The sequence below is a fragment of the Pseudomonas sp. AC169 genome, assembly GCF_979258515.1.
Window position 1 is genome coordinate 1,777,113 of the sequence record NZ_OZ409866.1, and the last position, 15,864, is coordinate 1,792,976.

The window sequence follows — 15,864 nt, forward strand, 5'->3', positions numbered from 1 at the left end:
AGCCCGCTGACCTGTTCATTTGTTCAGAACACGTTGCCCCCTCACGGATAACTGAACGACTTCACCAACGTCAGCTCACCCACCGCGCGCATCGGGATCAGAAAAGTCTCCATCTTCTCGCTCGGCGTACCTTCTTCGGTAATCACCGTCACCTGCGCCGTGGTCAGCGCCTGCACCGCTTCATCTCCACCCTCGTCATCCCCGCGATAGCCACCGCCGTAGTAATTCACATACACCAGGTACTGGCCCTTGATCGGCGCCGGCATGGCGAAGATTTCCGGGCCGTAACCGGTGGTAACGTCGACGTCGAGGGCGGCGCCGTTGGCAGCGGTACGGTTGCCGTACCAGATGTGCGCGCCGTCAGGGGTGACGAGGTGCAGGTCGAGGTCGGTGCCGTCGCTGTCCCAGGCCAGCAGTACGCGCAGTTTCGCCGGGGTCGCGCCGCCGCTGGTGTTGAGAAACTGCGTGCGGTGGCGTTGCTGGCCGTCGGGGCTGCGCACTTCGACGCTGTTGCTGCCGTTGGGGAAGGAGAACGGGCGGTCGAAGCGGCCGCTGTCGTCGATTTTCAGCGGCATGCTGACGCCGTTGACGATCAGCCGTCCGGGTTCGTTGCCCTTCTGCGTAGCTTTGATTTCGCCGCTGATGCGCGCGGTGTTGGCCTGGCCGACCGGGGTGTTGACCGACGAGGCCGGGTAGTTGACGGTCTGACGGAAGCTTTCGCCCTCGCCTTCCGGTGCGCCGCTGCGCCAGCCGCCGACCGGAGTGTCGAGTTTGACGCTGTCGGCAGCGATGGCCGGCGATAGCGCGGTCAACGTGCAGAGCAGCAGCAAGACCTGTGGATAACGGAGTGTCATGGTCTATTCCAGCAAAAGGTGACGGGCGAGCCCTTCGATGTAGGTTTCATCCTGGCCGTTGGGGTGTGCTTCAAAAGCCAGGTGCAAATATTCGTGGGTCAGGTCGAGGCGATCCTGCAGGGTCAGTACGCCGCGCACGTAGATGCGTTGGCGCTCGCGATCGACGAAGGGCCGGCCGAAGGCGAGTTTGCACACGGCGAATGTGCTGACTTCGTTGTAGCCGGTTTCGCTTTCCAGCTTCGGACGCCAGCCGCGTCGCTGTTTTTGCAGCCAGTCTTGCGCGGCGGGCAGCGCTTCGCAGGATGCGACCGGGTTGTCCCAACGGCTGAGGCTGGCGCGCGGATAGGCGTGCAGCAGAATGGCGTCGTAGCGCTGACCGGCATTGGCTTGCTCGACGGCTTGTTGCCAGGCGAGTTTGTCCGGACCGGGTTGATCGGAGTGATAGGTGACGGTGCTGCCGGCCAACACCAGGTCTGCCGTCCATGCAGCGATGTTGCGCGATTCAGCAGAGGCCGGGCGTGGTGCGACTCGCTGGCGATTGCTGCTGTCGTCGATGCTCAGGCATTCACCGTTACGTGTGGCGTTTTGCAGTAGATAAGTGCGGATGGCGACGGCGAGGGCTTTGGCAGCTTCGGCCGGCTCCGGCTTGGCTTCACGCTCCAGCACGCGAGCGACGTATTCTTCGCGATCAAGCCTTGCGACGAGTTTGTCGTTGAGCAGAAACAGTTCGCCGTCGCTGTGGATATCCAGCGCGTTGCCATTGGCGAATTCGACGCGGTAGTCGCCCTGCAACGGGCCGGACGTCACCACCCGCTCGCCAGTCAAAACCCGCTTGACCGGATAGCGCGAGAACAATCCGACTTCAACACAACGCCCCGCGTCTGCCGGCCATGCCGCTGGCAAAACGGTCGCCAACGCCTGCCCGTAGTGGCGCAAGACCATCTGGCTGGTGCCTCGTCCGCCCGCCCAGATCGGCGAACCATCCGCCGTCCAACCGGCAAATCCACCCTGTCGCGATTGCGGGTCCTGATCGCCGAGCCAACTCCAGGTTTTCACTCGCAAACGCCCGCCCAGTTCACCGACGACATTACCGTCTGCCGCGTTCAACACTACATCAAGCAGCACTCGGCGCGCCTGATCCTGCGCCGGTAGCGAGGCCAGGACTTTCAGCAAATCAGCCACGGAAACCCTTTGAGCCGGTTGCAACGACGGCAGATCCAGCAACCACGACGGTGCCTGTCGCGCCTGCCAATACGTTCGCCAATCGGTAGAAGAAATGCCCAACCGCGCCGGGTCAAAATACAACCCACAGGATTTCACCAGCGCCTGATCACGCTCGATCCTGCCGCCCGCCGCGCAGCAATAAACCTCGTCCTTCGACTGCCCGCGACATTCATACGCCGGTTCCTGTGCGCCGGTATCGACCAGCCACGCGTAGACAAACAACTTCCACAGACTGCCCAGCGGCGTATCCAGCGATGACGGCAGCGGTTCACGCTTGATCAGTTGCGTCTGACTCAACGACAACAACTCGCCCTCATAGGCCACGCGCAACGGCTCGTCCTGCGCCGTTGCCAGCGCAGGCATCACACACATCAGCAGCCACAGCAGCGGCCGGTTCATGTCAGTTGACCGTGACCTGACCGAGGGCGGCTTTCGCTTCCTGGGCCTGATGCTGCGGCGCGTAGACCTGCTTGAAACGCACCGGCGGCAGGTTGAACTGGCCCTTCTGCGAGAAGCGCACCAGATGACGCAGGCGCAGTTCGCCGCTCAACGCATCGACCGGCACCGCGTAAGCCAGTTGTCCCGGTTCGAAGCGCGCCTTCTCCAGCGCCGTCGGTTCGGTGCCGTTCTTGCCCTGCAACTTGATCCCCCACGTTGTGCGCTCAACATCGGCGCCCGGTGGCAGCGGCACTTCGAGCATGCCGTAGCGCAGCGGTTTCGGCGCTTTGCTGGTGAGGATCACTTCGTCCAGATACAGGCTGTCGCTGGACAATGGCTTGGTCCCGACTGGCTCAAGCTTGAAGGTGAACGCTTCATCGCCCGGTACCAGTCGCGACAGGCGCCGGGTGATGGTCACGGCCATCGGATCGACCGCCGGTTGCTGGGTCTGGAAGCTCAGCGCAGCGCGCAATGGACGCTCTTGTGTGCCGGATACTGTCAGCACGCTCGGCACCGGAGTGGCGCCTTGCCAGGTCCAGTACATCTCACCGGTTGCACCGTAGTTTTTCTTCCAGCCTTCACCCGGCGTCAATGCGATGGTCGGCGAAGCCTGAGCGATGCTGCGTTGTAGCCAAGTCAACGCCAGCGCACGTTCGAGGGTCGATTGCTGTGGCAACAGGCGTTGCAGCAACGCTTGCGCACGCGCCTGATCGAACGGTTGCAGCGACAGGTTCAGCGCTTCGGCAAACGGCTGCGAGCTGACCGACAGACGCTGTTGGGCAGCACCGACCTGACGATTAAAGGTTTCTGGCAAGGCAACTTTCGACTGGATGGCCAAAGAGGCAGTCAACACCCGTGCCGCCGCCAGACCGAGTGCCGAATCCGGATCACTCATCACCAGACTGTCTTCACCATCGTCGAGCATGGTTTCGGCATTGCCTTCACCGGCCTTCGCCAGATCTTCCATCAAACCGCTGAGCAGCGTGTTCACCGGCAGATGCATCTGCTTGGCGAACGACAGAATCAGCGCCCGCTGCAGCATTGGCGTGTTCGGCGCCTGCTTGGCGTACACCTCCAGCACTCGCTGCCAATGCTCCGGCGGCAAGGTCAGTTCCAGCACCTGGCTGGCGTTCCAGTCGGCGTAATAGGCGTAGGCAGTGAGGAAAGCATCTGGCTCACCGTCGTAACCCCACCAAGTAAAGCTCGCCGATGGCCCGGCCATTTGCACCAGACGCAGACGGCTGTTCTGCATGATCAGACGCAAGCGATCGCGGATCTGCGGGTTCGATGCCAGCGATGGATAAGCAATGCTCAACGGCAACAAACGACTGGCCGTCTGTTCGACACCGCCGTACGGATAGCTGAGCAAATCATCGAGAGCCGAACGGAACAGCGCTTGCGGGCTGTCATCCAGACGCAGGCGAATATCCGTGGCGTCGGCCGGCAGACTCAACGGCGTGTCACCAGTGGCGACATCAAGGCTTTGCGTCTGCGTCACTTGCCAACCGTCACCGGTCGCACTCAGGCGCACGGCGAGGGAGTCGGCGGTTTTACCGTCCTGCACCAACTCTGCCGTCCACTCGCCGGAGGCCAAGGCGAACGCCGGCAGCGGCAGGTAATTGATGCCGTTGTTCAGGGTTACGGGTACACGCTGTTCTGCGTCTGCGTAGTGAGTGACCAGTTCAGCCTTGACCGGTTTCTCGGCCTGACTGAACGCGAACACACCGAGTTGCGGCTGATCGCCTTTGCGGAATTTGCTCGGCCCGCTCCACTTCAGGTACAGCGGTTTTTCCGAACGGACGAACTGCTTCTTCTGCCCGACCTGACCGTCATCGGAGATCGCGCGAGCAGTGATGCGCCAGCGGGTCAGCGAGTCCGGCATCTTGAAGGTAAAGCGGGTTTTGCCATCGGCACCGGTCAACAACTCCGGTTGCCATGCGGCGGTGTCGACGTCTTCACGACGCGGCCGTTCCAGCACTTTCACCCCACGCTCACTGCGGTTGGCTTTGCCCGGTGCGCCGGGGCTGCCCGGCAATGCGACGTCGTAACTGATGAACGACAGGCTGGCACTGGTGCGCACGTTGTTGCGGCGCGGGTGGTAGAAGAACTGGTCGATGGTCGGCGCGACTTCCGGTTGCAGCGCGTAGACCATTTCGTCAACGACGCTGACGGTCAGATGCGCCGGAACCGCTTTGCCGGCGAACTGCGTGGTCAGGTCAACCGTGACGGTATCGCCCGGCAGATACACCACTTTGTCGGTGCTGATCGCCACGTCGATTTGCGGCGCGACCACTTTGATCCCGGCGTTCTGGAAGCTGTACTGACCGCCCTTGGTGTAGAGCACGGAAAAGGTCAGGTTCGGCGCGAAGTTATCCTTCACCGGAATGCGTGCGCGGTATTGGGTGTCGCTGAGTTTTTCCAGTTTCAGCCAGTCGCCGCCCTTGGCCAGCAGAGCGGTGGCTTCGACCTTGTCGCGCTCCAGCGAGAGCAATGCATCGCTGACCGGTTCCGGGAACGTGATCAGCGCCAGCGCTTCATCGCCAGCCTTGTACTCGGATTTATCGAGGACGATTTCCACGGTGCCCGGCACTGCCTTGACGCCATCGCCAGTGACCGAATGCCCAGTGGCACCGAGCACGCGTCCGTGTTGATCTTTCAAGGTCAGGTTGTAAGTGCCCGGACGTTCGAAGGCAATGCTGAAGCCTTTATCCGTCGCCGCCAGTTTGCCTTCGCCCGTGCTCTGGTCTTCCAGACGCACCCAGCCATACGTGCTCGGCGTCACCGCTTTGCTTTGCTCGCTGCCGCCCTCGTTGGCGTAGCTGAACGCGACCTTGTCGCCGACCGCGCTGAAGCGTTGCGGCGCACTCAGACGGAAGCTTGCGGCGCCACGGTCGATGAGGATTTCCTTGGTGGTCTTGACCCGATACGCCGCGCCATCGCTGGCGAACACGGTGAGCATGTAGCGGCTCGGCTTTTCGGCGGCCGGCAGGTCGAGGCTCGCGTTGCCTTTGCTGTCGGTGGTCAGTTCGGTGCTGGTCAGCTCTACCGGGAATTGCCCGAGGTATTGCAGTTCGTTGTCGACCATCGACAGTTGCTGGGCACGCAGGCTCAGGGTCAGTTTGGCGTTGGCCACCGGCTTGCCGTCCGGATACAGCAACACCAGGCTGCCTTTGACCGGCTCGCCGGTGCGGTAATCCTGTTTGGCCAGATTCAGCGAAATCTCGAAGTGCGGCTTGATGTATTCCGCCACACGGAAGGCGCTGCTGTAGGCCTGATCCTTGTAGTTGAAACGAATCTCGTAACCGCCCGCCACCGCGTTGTCCGGCAACTGGAAGCGGCCTTGAGTACCGGCCTTCGAATCGAGTTTCAAATCGAGGTGCTGCAACTCGGTGCCAGTGGCATCGAGCACGCTGACCGTGACGTCCGCCGCCCCCGGCAACACCGAATCCCGCGCATTCTTGAACTCGCGACCGACGATCTTCAGCGACACCCAATCGCCCGGGCGATACAGCGGCCGGTCGGTGAAGGCATAGAGCTTGGTGTCGTAGATTTCGCTGTCGTAATAGAAGTTCTCCGAGACGAACACGCCGCCCTCTTCGTCTTCGCCGATGACAAACGAACGCTCAGGACTGACGTGTTTCAGACGCAGTAAACCATCGGCATCAGTCGCCCCGCTGCTCATCACGCCGAGGCCGTCCGTCCACAGCACATTGACCTTCGGCACCGAACTGCCTTCGTGTTTACGCGCCGCCCAGACCAGCAATTCATCGCCGGCAATCTTGCTTACCGCGACGGTGTTGGAAACGAAGACCATGGTGGTCGCGCGGTACTTGCCGATCAGCGCTTCGACCAGATACAGACCCGGCTTCAGGTTACCCAGCGGGATGTAAACGTTACCCGGCGCGACACTGACAAAATCACTGGAAGACCCGGCCAGATTGACCCCGGCCGGTGGCTGAATCGGCTTGGCCTGCCACAGCGGATAACGGAACTGACTGACCACCGGCAGACCCGGAATCAGCGCAAATTGCGGCTGTGCGTCGTACGGAGTCGGAGCGACCATGGCGTTGCCCATCTTCAGTTCCGGCACTTCCTCGGTGACCTGTTTGCGCGATTCATAGGAGAACGCACGCTGCATCACCCGACGGGATTTGCGATACCAGTTGTCCCACAGGTACGCGAGGGTGTTGGACAACCCTTCGCCCTTGAACTGGCCGTCACTGACGACGCGATGCAGATTCTTCTGACGCTTGAGGAAATCCAGCGGTTTGTCGATGCGATACACGCGAATGTCCGCGCCGCCGTAGGGTTCCATGCGGAAGCGACGGTAGTCACGACCCGGCGCTTCGAGGCGCACCATCGCCTGCTCGTCCGCCGCAAAGCTGCTATCGGCGAGGAGGAAAAAGCTCTCACCGGACACCGGCGTATAGCCGCTCGGCTCGACCGAATCTTCGGCGCTGACGGTGGCCATTGGCAGCAACAGCGCCAGCAGCAAAGGAATTCGGGAGCAGAGTCGCAACATGCGGGCACCGGTCATTGGGAGAGAAAGTTCAGTCGATAGACGCCGATGAAGTTGGGGTTGGCTGCGTCGGGTATCCATCGGGTGTCCTTCCATGTCATGAGTTGCTGCAGGCTTGCCGAACGCATGCCGTTGTCAGTGGGGGTAGTGGTGCCGGTGTGATAGGCGATGTAACGGCCCATCCAGATCATCAGGTGCTGGTCGTCGCCCTGATCGAAAAACATCAAGTCACCGGGCCGTGCCTGCGAGACGTCGCGGCTGACCAGATGGCTGTTGAACTGAATCAGTTTGATCGCGTTGACGTACGGCCCGACCTTGCCACCGCCCTGTTGCCATTGCTGGGCAAACTTGCGTTGCTCATCGCTGAGCGACAGTTCCGGCGGCAGATAACGATTGGACAGGCCATTGCTGCGCAGCCATTTGTCGTCGTGGACTTTCAGCGCTTCGTTGGCGGCGAAACGCACCAGCCCGGCACAGTCCTGCTGATACCAGCGCGGGCTCGGGCCCTGGCTCAGTTGCTCCTGGGCAATGCGCACGAACCAGGCGCGAAACACCTGGGACTGTGCCGGGTCCAGAGCTGGCGTTTCAACGGCTCGGGCCCCCGCACTCAATAGCAGCGCGAGCAAGCCGAGGCTGCGGATCAGTGCCGTCACAGCGCTTTCCATTCCAGCGGCAACCACTGCCAGTGACCGTCAGGCTCGCTGCCTTCGGGCAAGGTCAGGGCATACTTGCCGTAGCCACCAAGGGTGCGCAGTTTCGGGATCAGGTAGGTTTGCGCGGCGTTGTAGAACACCGGCTCCATGTCCTGCGGCAGGCTGTCGAGGGTTTCCTGCTGCATCAGTTGCGCCATCGAGTCCGGGCCGAAGTAGATCGGCATCAGCACATCTTTTGGCAGCACGTCGGCCATCGGCGGGAAGCGTTTGTCGAGGGTGCCGAGGGCCTTGTCGACGAGTTTGTCGTCGAGGGAGAAAAGCAGCGTCGAGCCGTGACGGGCGAGGCTGACTTTCATGAATGCCTTGCCGCTGATTGCGTCCGGGTTCTCGGCAGTCTTCGCTGCGTACGGGCCAAAGTTGGAGCTGACCTGACGCTGCCAGACATGGTTCTGGCCTTCCTGCTTCTCGACCACCGGGAAGACGTTTTCGTCGACGTTGGCCTCGAACGCACCGACCATCGAACCGAACAGTTTGCCGAGGTCGCCGTCGAGCTTGCTGCTGTCCTCGTCTTTCAGACTGGCGACCAACAGCGGCGTGTACAAACGCGAATCGGCATACCAGCACAGGCCTGCCGCGCCGGCCACGTGTTCGGTAAGGGTCTGCGCCACGGTCTCTTCGGCGCCGAGTTTTACCAACAGTGGTTTCTGCGGTTCGGCCGCGACCGGCAGGGTTACGCAGGCACTGGCACCCAATGGCATCGCTTGCCAGACCGGCTTGAAATCGAAGTCTGGCTGATTCTCCAGCTCGTCCATGGCCAGGTAGCTGTGCCAGCCCTTGTCGTCCATGTCGAAACGCAGCCCGGCGAAATTCGGAATGAAGCGCTGATAACCCATGGCCAGAACGCTGGAATTGACCGACAAGCGCTGTTTGGTTTCTGGAGTTTTCGCCGGCAGGCCGAACGCTTCAGGGAACAGTTTTTCGCCATTGAGCAGCGCCGCCAGCGCCTGTGGCGAGACGTGCCCCGATTCTTCAGACACGCCACTTTCCGGGTCGTAGTACTTGGCCGGATTGGACAGCACCACCAGTTTGTCGCCATGGGAGGCGAACAAGAGGGCTTTGCTGGCGTTGTAGGTCAACTGATACAGCGGCACAGAATCGCCGCCGACTTTGAGTTCGCCCATCTGACTGAGCTGCGTGTCATCCATCGCGACTTTCGCCAGCGGCTCCAGCAGTTTCGCCAGTCCGCCGCGATCCATCACCAGCAGAAAATCCTTCAAGCGACCATCCGCCCCGCGCCACAATGCGACGTCGGCTGGCTGATCGAAAAGTTGCTCGATCAGGCTGTCCTGCAACTTCAGATCATGCTCGTAGATGATCCGGCGCAGACTGCCGATCAAGCCCAGGCGATCAGCATGAGTTTCGTAATAGAAGACGAAATCTTCGGTGAGCGTGGCTTTCAGGAACGGCACGGTCAGCAGGTCTTTTGGCAACTGGCTCAGCGAGCGGGTTTCCAACAGCGCATCCGGACGGCTCAGGCCAAGCTTGTCACCGGCCAACTCCGCTGGCGGCGCCTTGGGCTTCAGCAGCAGCCAGCCAAAACCACCCGCCACGCCGGCCACCAAGCACAATCCGGCCAGCAGCAAAGGCCAGCGTCGCGAAGGTTTGGCCGCTGGCGTGTCGGCAGCCGAAGTCACAGTGTTATCGCTCATCTTCTCGCTCATTTCCCAAAGCTCAGGATTTCATCCGTGGCGGAATGCTTAATAGTTGAAAGTCTTGACCAGCAGCAGATCACCGATCGCCCGCAGGGGCACGATGAACGTTTCGCGTTTTTCGTCGACGGTGTTTTCGTTGAGCACCAGCGTGATTTGCGAGGTGATCACCTCGTTCTGGTTGCTGGTCTCCTCGAAGTTATAGCCGCCGTTGCCAAAGTTGCCCCAATAGTTGACGTAAACCAGATAAGTGCCATGCAACGGCGCGGTCATGGTGAACATTTCCGGGCCCGGGCCATCGACGCCATCCGGGTCGAGGCCGCCGCCATTGCTCAGCGCCGGCTGCGCCCAGAACGCATGCTGACCGTCGGGCGTGACAATGTGCAGATCAAGCTCCGCTTTCGGGTCGTCCCAGCCCAAGACAAGACGAATACGCGCCGGCGTGCGCAAATTGTTTGCTTCATAAAATTGCACGCGCTTGAGCGACTGGCCTTCGGCGCTGATCACCTCGACGCTGTTGGAGCCCGCGCCGAACGCGTACGGCCGGGCAAAACGGCCTTGGTCGTCGGTGTACAGATTCAGGGGATTGCCATTTACGGCGAGACTGTGCGGCGGACGCATGTGTCCGATGGCCTTGAGCTGGCCCTGGATCATCGTGCGATTACGCTGGACGCCGCGATCGATCGGCGGCGTGGGATAGGCGACTTGCGGGTTTTCCGTACGATCGAGCAAGCCGTGATAACGCCAGCCGCCCACCGGTTCCGACAACTCGGCACTCGGCGCGGCCATCAGCGCAGGCGCACAGGCCAAGCCGATCAGCAGCCAAAAAAATGAACGCATGTAATGCCTCCTGCCATGCCTGAACGAAACCTTGCACCCGATCCTCGGTACTTCACAGCGGTGAAAACTGCGTTTCGTCTGAAAGACCCGTGAATATGGGGTCGTAGAAGGCGCGAAGATTAGCGATTCGGTGGTTTTTTAACAATCGGATACATGTGCTTTTGCTGTAGGAAACTTGCACCGTCGACAGGCGTGAGCCGAATAGGGAAATTATTCGGCTCACAAAATGAGCCGAATACGCGATCTGACCCGATCAACCCACTCGAAAGGGAAAATTCTGTCTGGCAAGACCTTGCGCATTGCCTTGGCCAGAGGAATGACCCAGGCGAACTCAAACCACTATTTCGACTGGAGCTCTATGTCATCTCATGGTCAACTACGGCCAGAAAAACCGTCGGCAAGGACGGTAAAATCCAGAGGTCGACCTGTGAAGCTGCGCAAACTGAAATTAAAGGATTTCCGTCGATTCGAAGAGATCGAAATCGATTTCCATCCTGAACTCACGGTTATTGCCGCACGTAACGGACAAGGTAAAACCACCATTCTCGAGGCCATCGCAACCGCTTTTGGACCATTCGTCGGTGCTTTTGATATGGGCAAATCCAAACATATCGAGCGCACAGACGCTCGTTATGTGCGGTTGGGCAACAGTTTCGAGAATGAACAAAACTTCCCCGTCGTTATCGATGCCGCGCTTGATGAGCCAGATATCGAGTGGCAACGAGCGTTGCATGGCCCCAAAAGCCGTACTACGACAAAAGAAGCATCCGCCCTGGCGAACTGGGGGAAAAAACTCCAGGACTCACTGCGTTCCAAAGTAGCAACAGCCTTGCCGCTGGTCAGCTATTACCCTGCCGGGCGGCTGTGGATAACCCACAACAACAGCTCGCGCAAAGCCGTGGTAAGCGCCAGCCGAACCATGGGTTATGAAGACTGCCTGTCCTCAGCCTCCAATTTTGTGCAAATGCAGCAATGGATGCGCAAGGCGACAATGGCACTTCTCCAGCAGAGGGAATTACCGGGGTATGAAGAGTCAGATCTACAACCCAGAATCGCTGGGATTCAAAATGCCGTGAACCTGGTACTGGAGGATGAAGGGTGGAGTAACTTTCATTACAGCCTCAGCTTCGAAGATCTCGCAATGTCCCACCCAGATCATGGACTGTTACCTATCAGCCTGCTCAGCGATGGTGTTCGAGCCATGATTTCGCTGACCGCCGACATGGCCTTTCGTTGTGCGCGCTTGAATGGTCAGTTTCAAGATCAAGCACCCTTGCTGACAGAAGGCATTGTTCTCATCGATGAAGTCGACCTGCATCTGCACCCCGCCTGGCAACAACAAGTTCTGGCGGCCTTACGCAGAGCATTTCCCAAGATCCAGTTCATCGTGAGCACGCATAGTCCTCAAGTACTGACCACCGTGAACCGTGAACAGATACGTGTAATTCATAGAGATGAACAAGGCTGGATCTCGGAACAACCGGCAATGAGTCCTTTGGCACAGAAGTCGGGAGATGCACTGGCCGGAGTCATGAATGTGAGCACCCGACCACCGATGCAGATAGTCGAAACAGCGCATGCCTATGAACAGCTATTTCGAGATGGCGCGGGCATGACTCCGCAAGCACAACAGTTGAAACAGGAACTCGACGAAGCGGGTTATGAAATCTCCGAAGCAGATATGACGCTCTGGACATTCCTTGCGGCGCAAGTCAGGAAGACCCGCAATGATTGAGTTGGCTCACAACCCTGTAACTCCGCAAGCTCTTCTGGATTTCAGTGCTGCCTATCCACAAGCAGGACCGAATGAGTTCGATGGTGCGGCTTTTCACTTGGTGAAAAAAATCGTGAAGGCAAGCCTCCATCACGATCAGGGTGGGCTTTGTGCCTACTGTGAAACGCCATTGGAGGCCGATACCGGACAAATTGACCACATCAAGCCCAAGCGCGGCAATGATGGGCATCCTCACCTGACGTTCTCCTATACCAACTATGCACACGGATGCATCCGGGCAGATGGATGTGGCCAACGAAAAGGTGACCGGCTCCTCCCAATCGAACCTGCACCCGGTTGTAATGAAAGGTTCTCACTGTCGTCGGATGGCTCACTGGAGGCTATGCCTACTCTCACCAGAAGGGAGAAGCATGTGGTTCGTCAAACGCGAGACATGCTTGGTCTTCAAAACGCGGCTCTCGTTCTCGAACGGGAGAAATGGATAAAATCCTTCGTTAGCCTGCTGCAAGAACAGCCTTCGCTCGCGAAAGACTTTTTGAAAGAGGCACCTTTTCGCTACATATTGCTTCGTTTGATCAGCTAGATATTTCGTCATACCCGATCGTTAACGCAGCCCCGCTCATTTGCCCATAACCCCCCTATCTGCTAGTGTCGCGCCGGTTTAACGTCAACCGGAAATCGCCGCCATGGCCCGCAAAAAAGCTGCACTGGATTTCGAACAGTCCCTCGCCGACCTGCAAACACTGGTCGAGCGTCTGGAGAACGGTGAATTGTCGCTGGAAGACTCGCTGACCGCTTTCGAGCAGGGCATCGGTCTGACCCGTGACTGCCAGGCAGCGCTGGCGCAAGCCGAGCAGAAGGTGCAAGTGCTGCTGGAGCGCGATGGCGAACTCGCCGAGGAACCCTTCGACGCGGAACAGCCAGAATGATTGCGGCGTACACGGCGACCAGTCAGACCCGGGTTAACGCAGCGCTGGAAACCCTGTTCAACGCGCCGTTGCCGGAGTTGGCGCGGCTTTACGAAGCCATGCGCTACAGCGTGATGAACGGCGGTAAACGCGTGCGTCCGCTGCTGGCCTACGCTGCGTGCGAAGCGCTCGGCGGCAAAGCTGAGCAAGCCAACGGCGCGGCCTGCGCGGTTGAGCTGATCCACGCTTATTCGCTGGTTCACGATGATTTGCCGGCGATGGACGACGACGATCTGCGTCGTGGTCAGCCGACCACTCACAAGAAATTCGATGAAGCCTGCGCGATTCTTGCCGGCGACGGCTTGCAGAGCCTGGCCTTCAGCGCCCTGCTCGACCCGCGCCTGAGCGATTGCAGCAGCGATATCCGCCTGCAAATGGTCACTGCACTGGCTCAGGCCGCAGGCCCGGCAGGCATGGTTGGCGGTCAGGCCATCGACCTTGGTTCGGTCGGCCTGAAACTCGATCAGAAAGCCCTCGAACAGATGCACCGGCACAAGACCGGCGCGCTGATCGAAGTCAGCGTCAAACTCGGCGCACTGGCCAGCGGTCGTGCCGAGAAGGACGAGCTCAAGGCTTTGCAGACTTATGCACAGGCCATCGGCCTGGCCTTTCAGGTGCAGGACGACATCCTCGACGTCGAAAGCGATACCGAAACCCTCGGTAAACGCCAAGGCGCCGACATTGCTCGTGACAAGCCAACCTACCCGGCGCTGCTCGGTCTCGACGCGGCCAAAGCCTACGCGCTGGAACTGCGCGATCAGGCCCTGCACGCCCTGCGACCGTTTGACGCGGCCGCCGAGCCGTTGCGCGAGCTGGCCCGGTATATCGTCGAGCGGCGCAACTGACGGCGTATCCGCCAAAAAAAACCAACGCGTGGGCAGGGGGCGATGCATCAGGTAAACTGCCGCATCTTCTATACCTATAACGATTCGCCTGATGCCCACGACGTTTCATGAGATTCCCCGCAAGCGCCCGACCACGCCCCTGCTCGACCGCGCGAACACGCCGGACGGCCTGCGCCGGTTAGGCGAAGCCGAGCTGGAAACCCTGGCCGATGAGTTGCGCCTGGAATTGCTCTACACGGTCGGTCAGACCGGTGGGCATTTCGGTGCCGGCCTGGGCGTGATCGAGCTGACCATCGCGTTGCATTACGTCTTTGACACGCCAGACGACCGTCTGCTGTGGGACGTTGGTCATCAGGCGTATCCGCACAAGATCCTCACCGGTCGCCGCGAGCGTATGGGCACCCTGCGCCAGAAGGACGGCATTGCAGCCTTCCCGCGTCGTTCCGAGAGCGAATACGACACCTTTGGCGTCGGCCACTCCAGCACCTCGATCAGCGCTGCGCTGGGCATGGCCATTGCCGCCCGCCTGCAGAACAGCGATCGCAAGGCAATCGCAGTGATCGGTGATGGCGCGTTGACCGCCGGCATGGCTTTCGAGGCGCTGAACCATGCGCCGGAAGTGAACGCCAACATGCTAGTGATCCTCAACGACAACGACATGTCGATCTCGCGCAATGTCGGTGGTCTGTCGAATTATCTGGCGAAGATCCTTTCCAGCCGCACTTACGCGAGCATGCGAGAAGGCAGCAAGAAAGTCCTGTCGCGCCTGCCGGGCGCTTGGGAAATTGCCCGTCGCACCGAAGAATACGCCAAAGGCATGCTGGTCCCCGGCACCCTGTTCGAAGAGCTGGGCTGGAACTACATCGGCCCGATCGACGGCCACGACCTGCCCACGCTGATCGCCACGCTGCGCAACATGCGCGATCTGAAAGGCCCGCAGTTCCTGCACATCGTCACCAAGAAAGGCAAAGGCTTCGCCCCGGCGGAAGTCGACCCGATCGGTTACCACGCCATCACCAAACTGGAACCACTGGACGCTCCGGCCGCCGCGCCGAAGCAGGCCAGCGGGCCGAAGTACTCGGCGGTGTTTGGCGAGTGGCTGTGCGACATGGCCGCGTCCGATCCACGTCTGGTCGGGATCACCCCGGCGATGAAGGAAGGCTCGGATCTGGTTGCGTTCAGTGAACGTTTCCCGCTGCGCTATTTCGACGTGGCGATTGCCGAGCAACACGCGGTGACGTTCGCTGCCGGCATGGCCTGCGAAGGCGCAAAACCGGTGGTGGCGATCTACTCGACGTTCCTCCAGCGCGGTTACGACCAGTTAGTGCATGACGTTGCAGTGCAGAACCTCGACGTGCTGTTCGCCATCGACCGCGCCGGTCTGGTCGGCGAAGACGGCCCGACGCACGCTGGCAGCTTCGATCTGTCGTACCTGCGCTGCATCCCGGGCATGGTCATCATGACCCCGAGCGATGAAAACGAGCTGCGCAAAATGCTCACCACCGGCCACCTGTACAACGGCCCGGCGGCAGTGCGTTACCCGCGCGGCAATGGTCCGAATGCGACCATTGAAAAAGATCTCGAACCGATCGAAATCGGCAAGGGCATCGTCCGTCGTCAGGGCAGCAAAGTCGCCGTACTGGTGTTTGGTGTACAACTGACCGAAGCGCTGAAAGTTGCCGAGAAGCTGGATGCCACTGTGGTCGACATGCGTTTCGTCAAACCGCTTGATGAAGCGCTGGTGCGCGAGATTGCCGACAGCCATGAGTTGCTGGTGACCCTCGAAGAGAACGCGATCATGGGCGGCGCCGGTGGCGCGGTCGGCGAGTTCCTGGCGCGTGAGAACATCCTCAAGTCGATGCTGCATCTGGGCTTGCCGGATATCTACGTCGAGCACGCCAAGCCTGCGCAGATGCTGGCCGAGTGCGGGCTGGATGAGGCCGGGATCGAAGCGTCGATTCGTCAGCGTCTGGAGTTGCTCAACAAGTAATCGCAATAGCAGTGCAACACCCTGTGGGAGCGAGCTTGCTCGCGAAAGCGGATTGTCAGTCGACTTATTCATGACTGACACACCGCATT

Annotated in this window: 11 protein-coding genes; 5 read left to right on the forward strand and 6 right to left on the reverse strand. The window is 60.1% G+C overall.

Annotation, left to right across the window (positions count from 1 at the left end):
- Nucleotides 1-41: 41 nt before the first annotated feature.
- The 6 genes from ACZZ0G_RS08070 to ACZZ0G_RS08095 are packed head-to-tail and all read right to left on the reverse strand — an operon-like array spanning nucleotide 42 to nucleotide 10,237.
- Nucleotides 42-854, reverse strand: a complete 813-nt coding sequence (locus ACZZ0G_RS08070; protein ID WP_463555836.1) for a YfaP family protein — start codon at nucleotides 852-854, stop codon at nucleotides 42-44.
- 3 nt (nucleotides 855-857) lie between these two features.
- Nucleotides 858-2,477: a DUF2300 domain-containing protein gene (locus ACZZ0G_RS08075; RefSeq protein WP_463555837.1), complete on the reverse strand. Its 1,620-nt coding sequence runs from the start codon at nucleotides 2,475-2,477 to the stop codon at nucleotides 858-860.
- A gap of 1 nt (nucleotide 2,478) precedes the next feature.
- Nucleotides 2,479-7,053 carry an alpha-2-macroglobulin family protein gene (locus ACZZ0G_RS08080; RefSeq protein WP_463555838.1) on the reverse strand — a complete coding sequence of 1,525 codons (4,575 nt, stop codon included), beginning with the start codon at nucleotides 7,051-7,053 and terminating at the stop codon, nucleotides 2,479-2,481.
- Nucleotides 7,050-7,700 carry a DUF1175 domain-containing protein gene (locus tag ACZZ0G_RS08085; protein WP_150793951.1) on the reverse strand — a complete coding sequence of 217 codons (651 nt, stop codon included), beginning with the start codon at nucleotides 7,698-7,700 and terminating at the stop codon, nucleotides 7,050-7,052. The genes ACZZ0G_RS08080 and ACZZ0G_RS08085 overlap by 4 nt, the downstream gene beginning before the upstream one ends.
- Nucleotides 7,685-9,397, reverse strand: a complete 1,713-nt coding sequence (locus ACZZ0G_RS08090; protein ID WP_463555839.1) for a DUF2138 domain-containing protein — start codon at nucleotides 9,395-9,397, stop codon at nucleotides 7,685-7,687. Before ACZZ0G_RS08090 ends, ACZZ0G_RS08085 begins: the two co-directional genes overlap by 16 nt.
- A 48-nt stretch (nucleotides 9,398-9,445) precedes the next feature.
- Nucleotides 9,446-10,237, reverse strand: coding sequence for a YfaP family protein (locus ACZZ0G_RS08095; RefSeq protein WP_463555840.1), 792 nt, complete (start codon nucleotides 10,235-10,237; stop codon nucleotides 9,446-9,448).
- 427 nt (nucleotides 10,238-10,664) lie between these two features.
- Here ACZZ0G_RS08095 and ACZZ0G_RS08100 point away from each other — a divergent pair, with 427 nt between their 5' ends.
- The 5 genes from ACZZ0G_RS08100 (at nucleotide 10,665) to dxs (ending at nucleotide 15,775) form a co-directional block, all read left to right on the forward strand.
- Nucleotides 10,665-11,972 carry an AAA family ATPase gene (locus ACZZ0G_RS08100; protein WP_463555841.1) on the forward strand — a complete coding sequence of 436 codons (1,308 nt, stop codon included), beginning with the start codon at nucleotides 10,665-10,667 and terminating at the stop codon, nucleotides 11,970-11,972.
- A complete protein-coding gene (locus ACZZ0G_RS08105; protein ID WP_463555842.1) occupies nucleotides 11,965-12,555 on the forward strand; it encodes a retron system putative HNH endonuclease in 591 nt (196 codons plus the stop codon). The genes ACZZ0G_RS08100 and ACZZ0G_RS08105 overlap by 8 nt, the downstream gene beginning before the upstream one ends.
- Nucleotides 12,556-12,658: 103 nt before the next feature.
- A complete protein-coding gene (locus ACZZ0G_RS08110; RefSeq protein ID WP_003228627.1) occupies nucleotides 12,659-12,901 on the forward strand; it encodes an exodeoxyribonuclease VII small subunit in 243 nt (80 codons plus the stop codon).
- Nucleotides 12,898-13,785, forward strand: a complete 888-nt coding sequence (gene ispA / locus ACZZ0G_RS08115) for a (2E,6E)-farnesyl diphosphate synthase (RefSeq protein ID WP_460097053.1) — start codon at nucleotides 12,898-12,900, stop codon at nucleotides 13,783-13,785. Before ACZZ0G_RS08110 ends, ispA begins: the two co-directional genes overlap by 4 nt.
- 91 nt (nucleotides 13,786-13,876) lie before the next feature.
- Entirely contained in the window at nucleotides 13,877-15,775 is a 1,899-nt protein-coding gene (gene dxs, locus ACZZ0G_RS08120; protein WP_463555843.1) for a 1-deoxy-D-xylulose-5-phosphate synthase, read from the forward strand.
- Nucleotides 15,776-15,864: the final 89 nt, after the last annotated feature.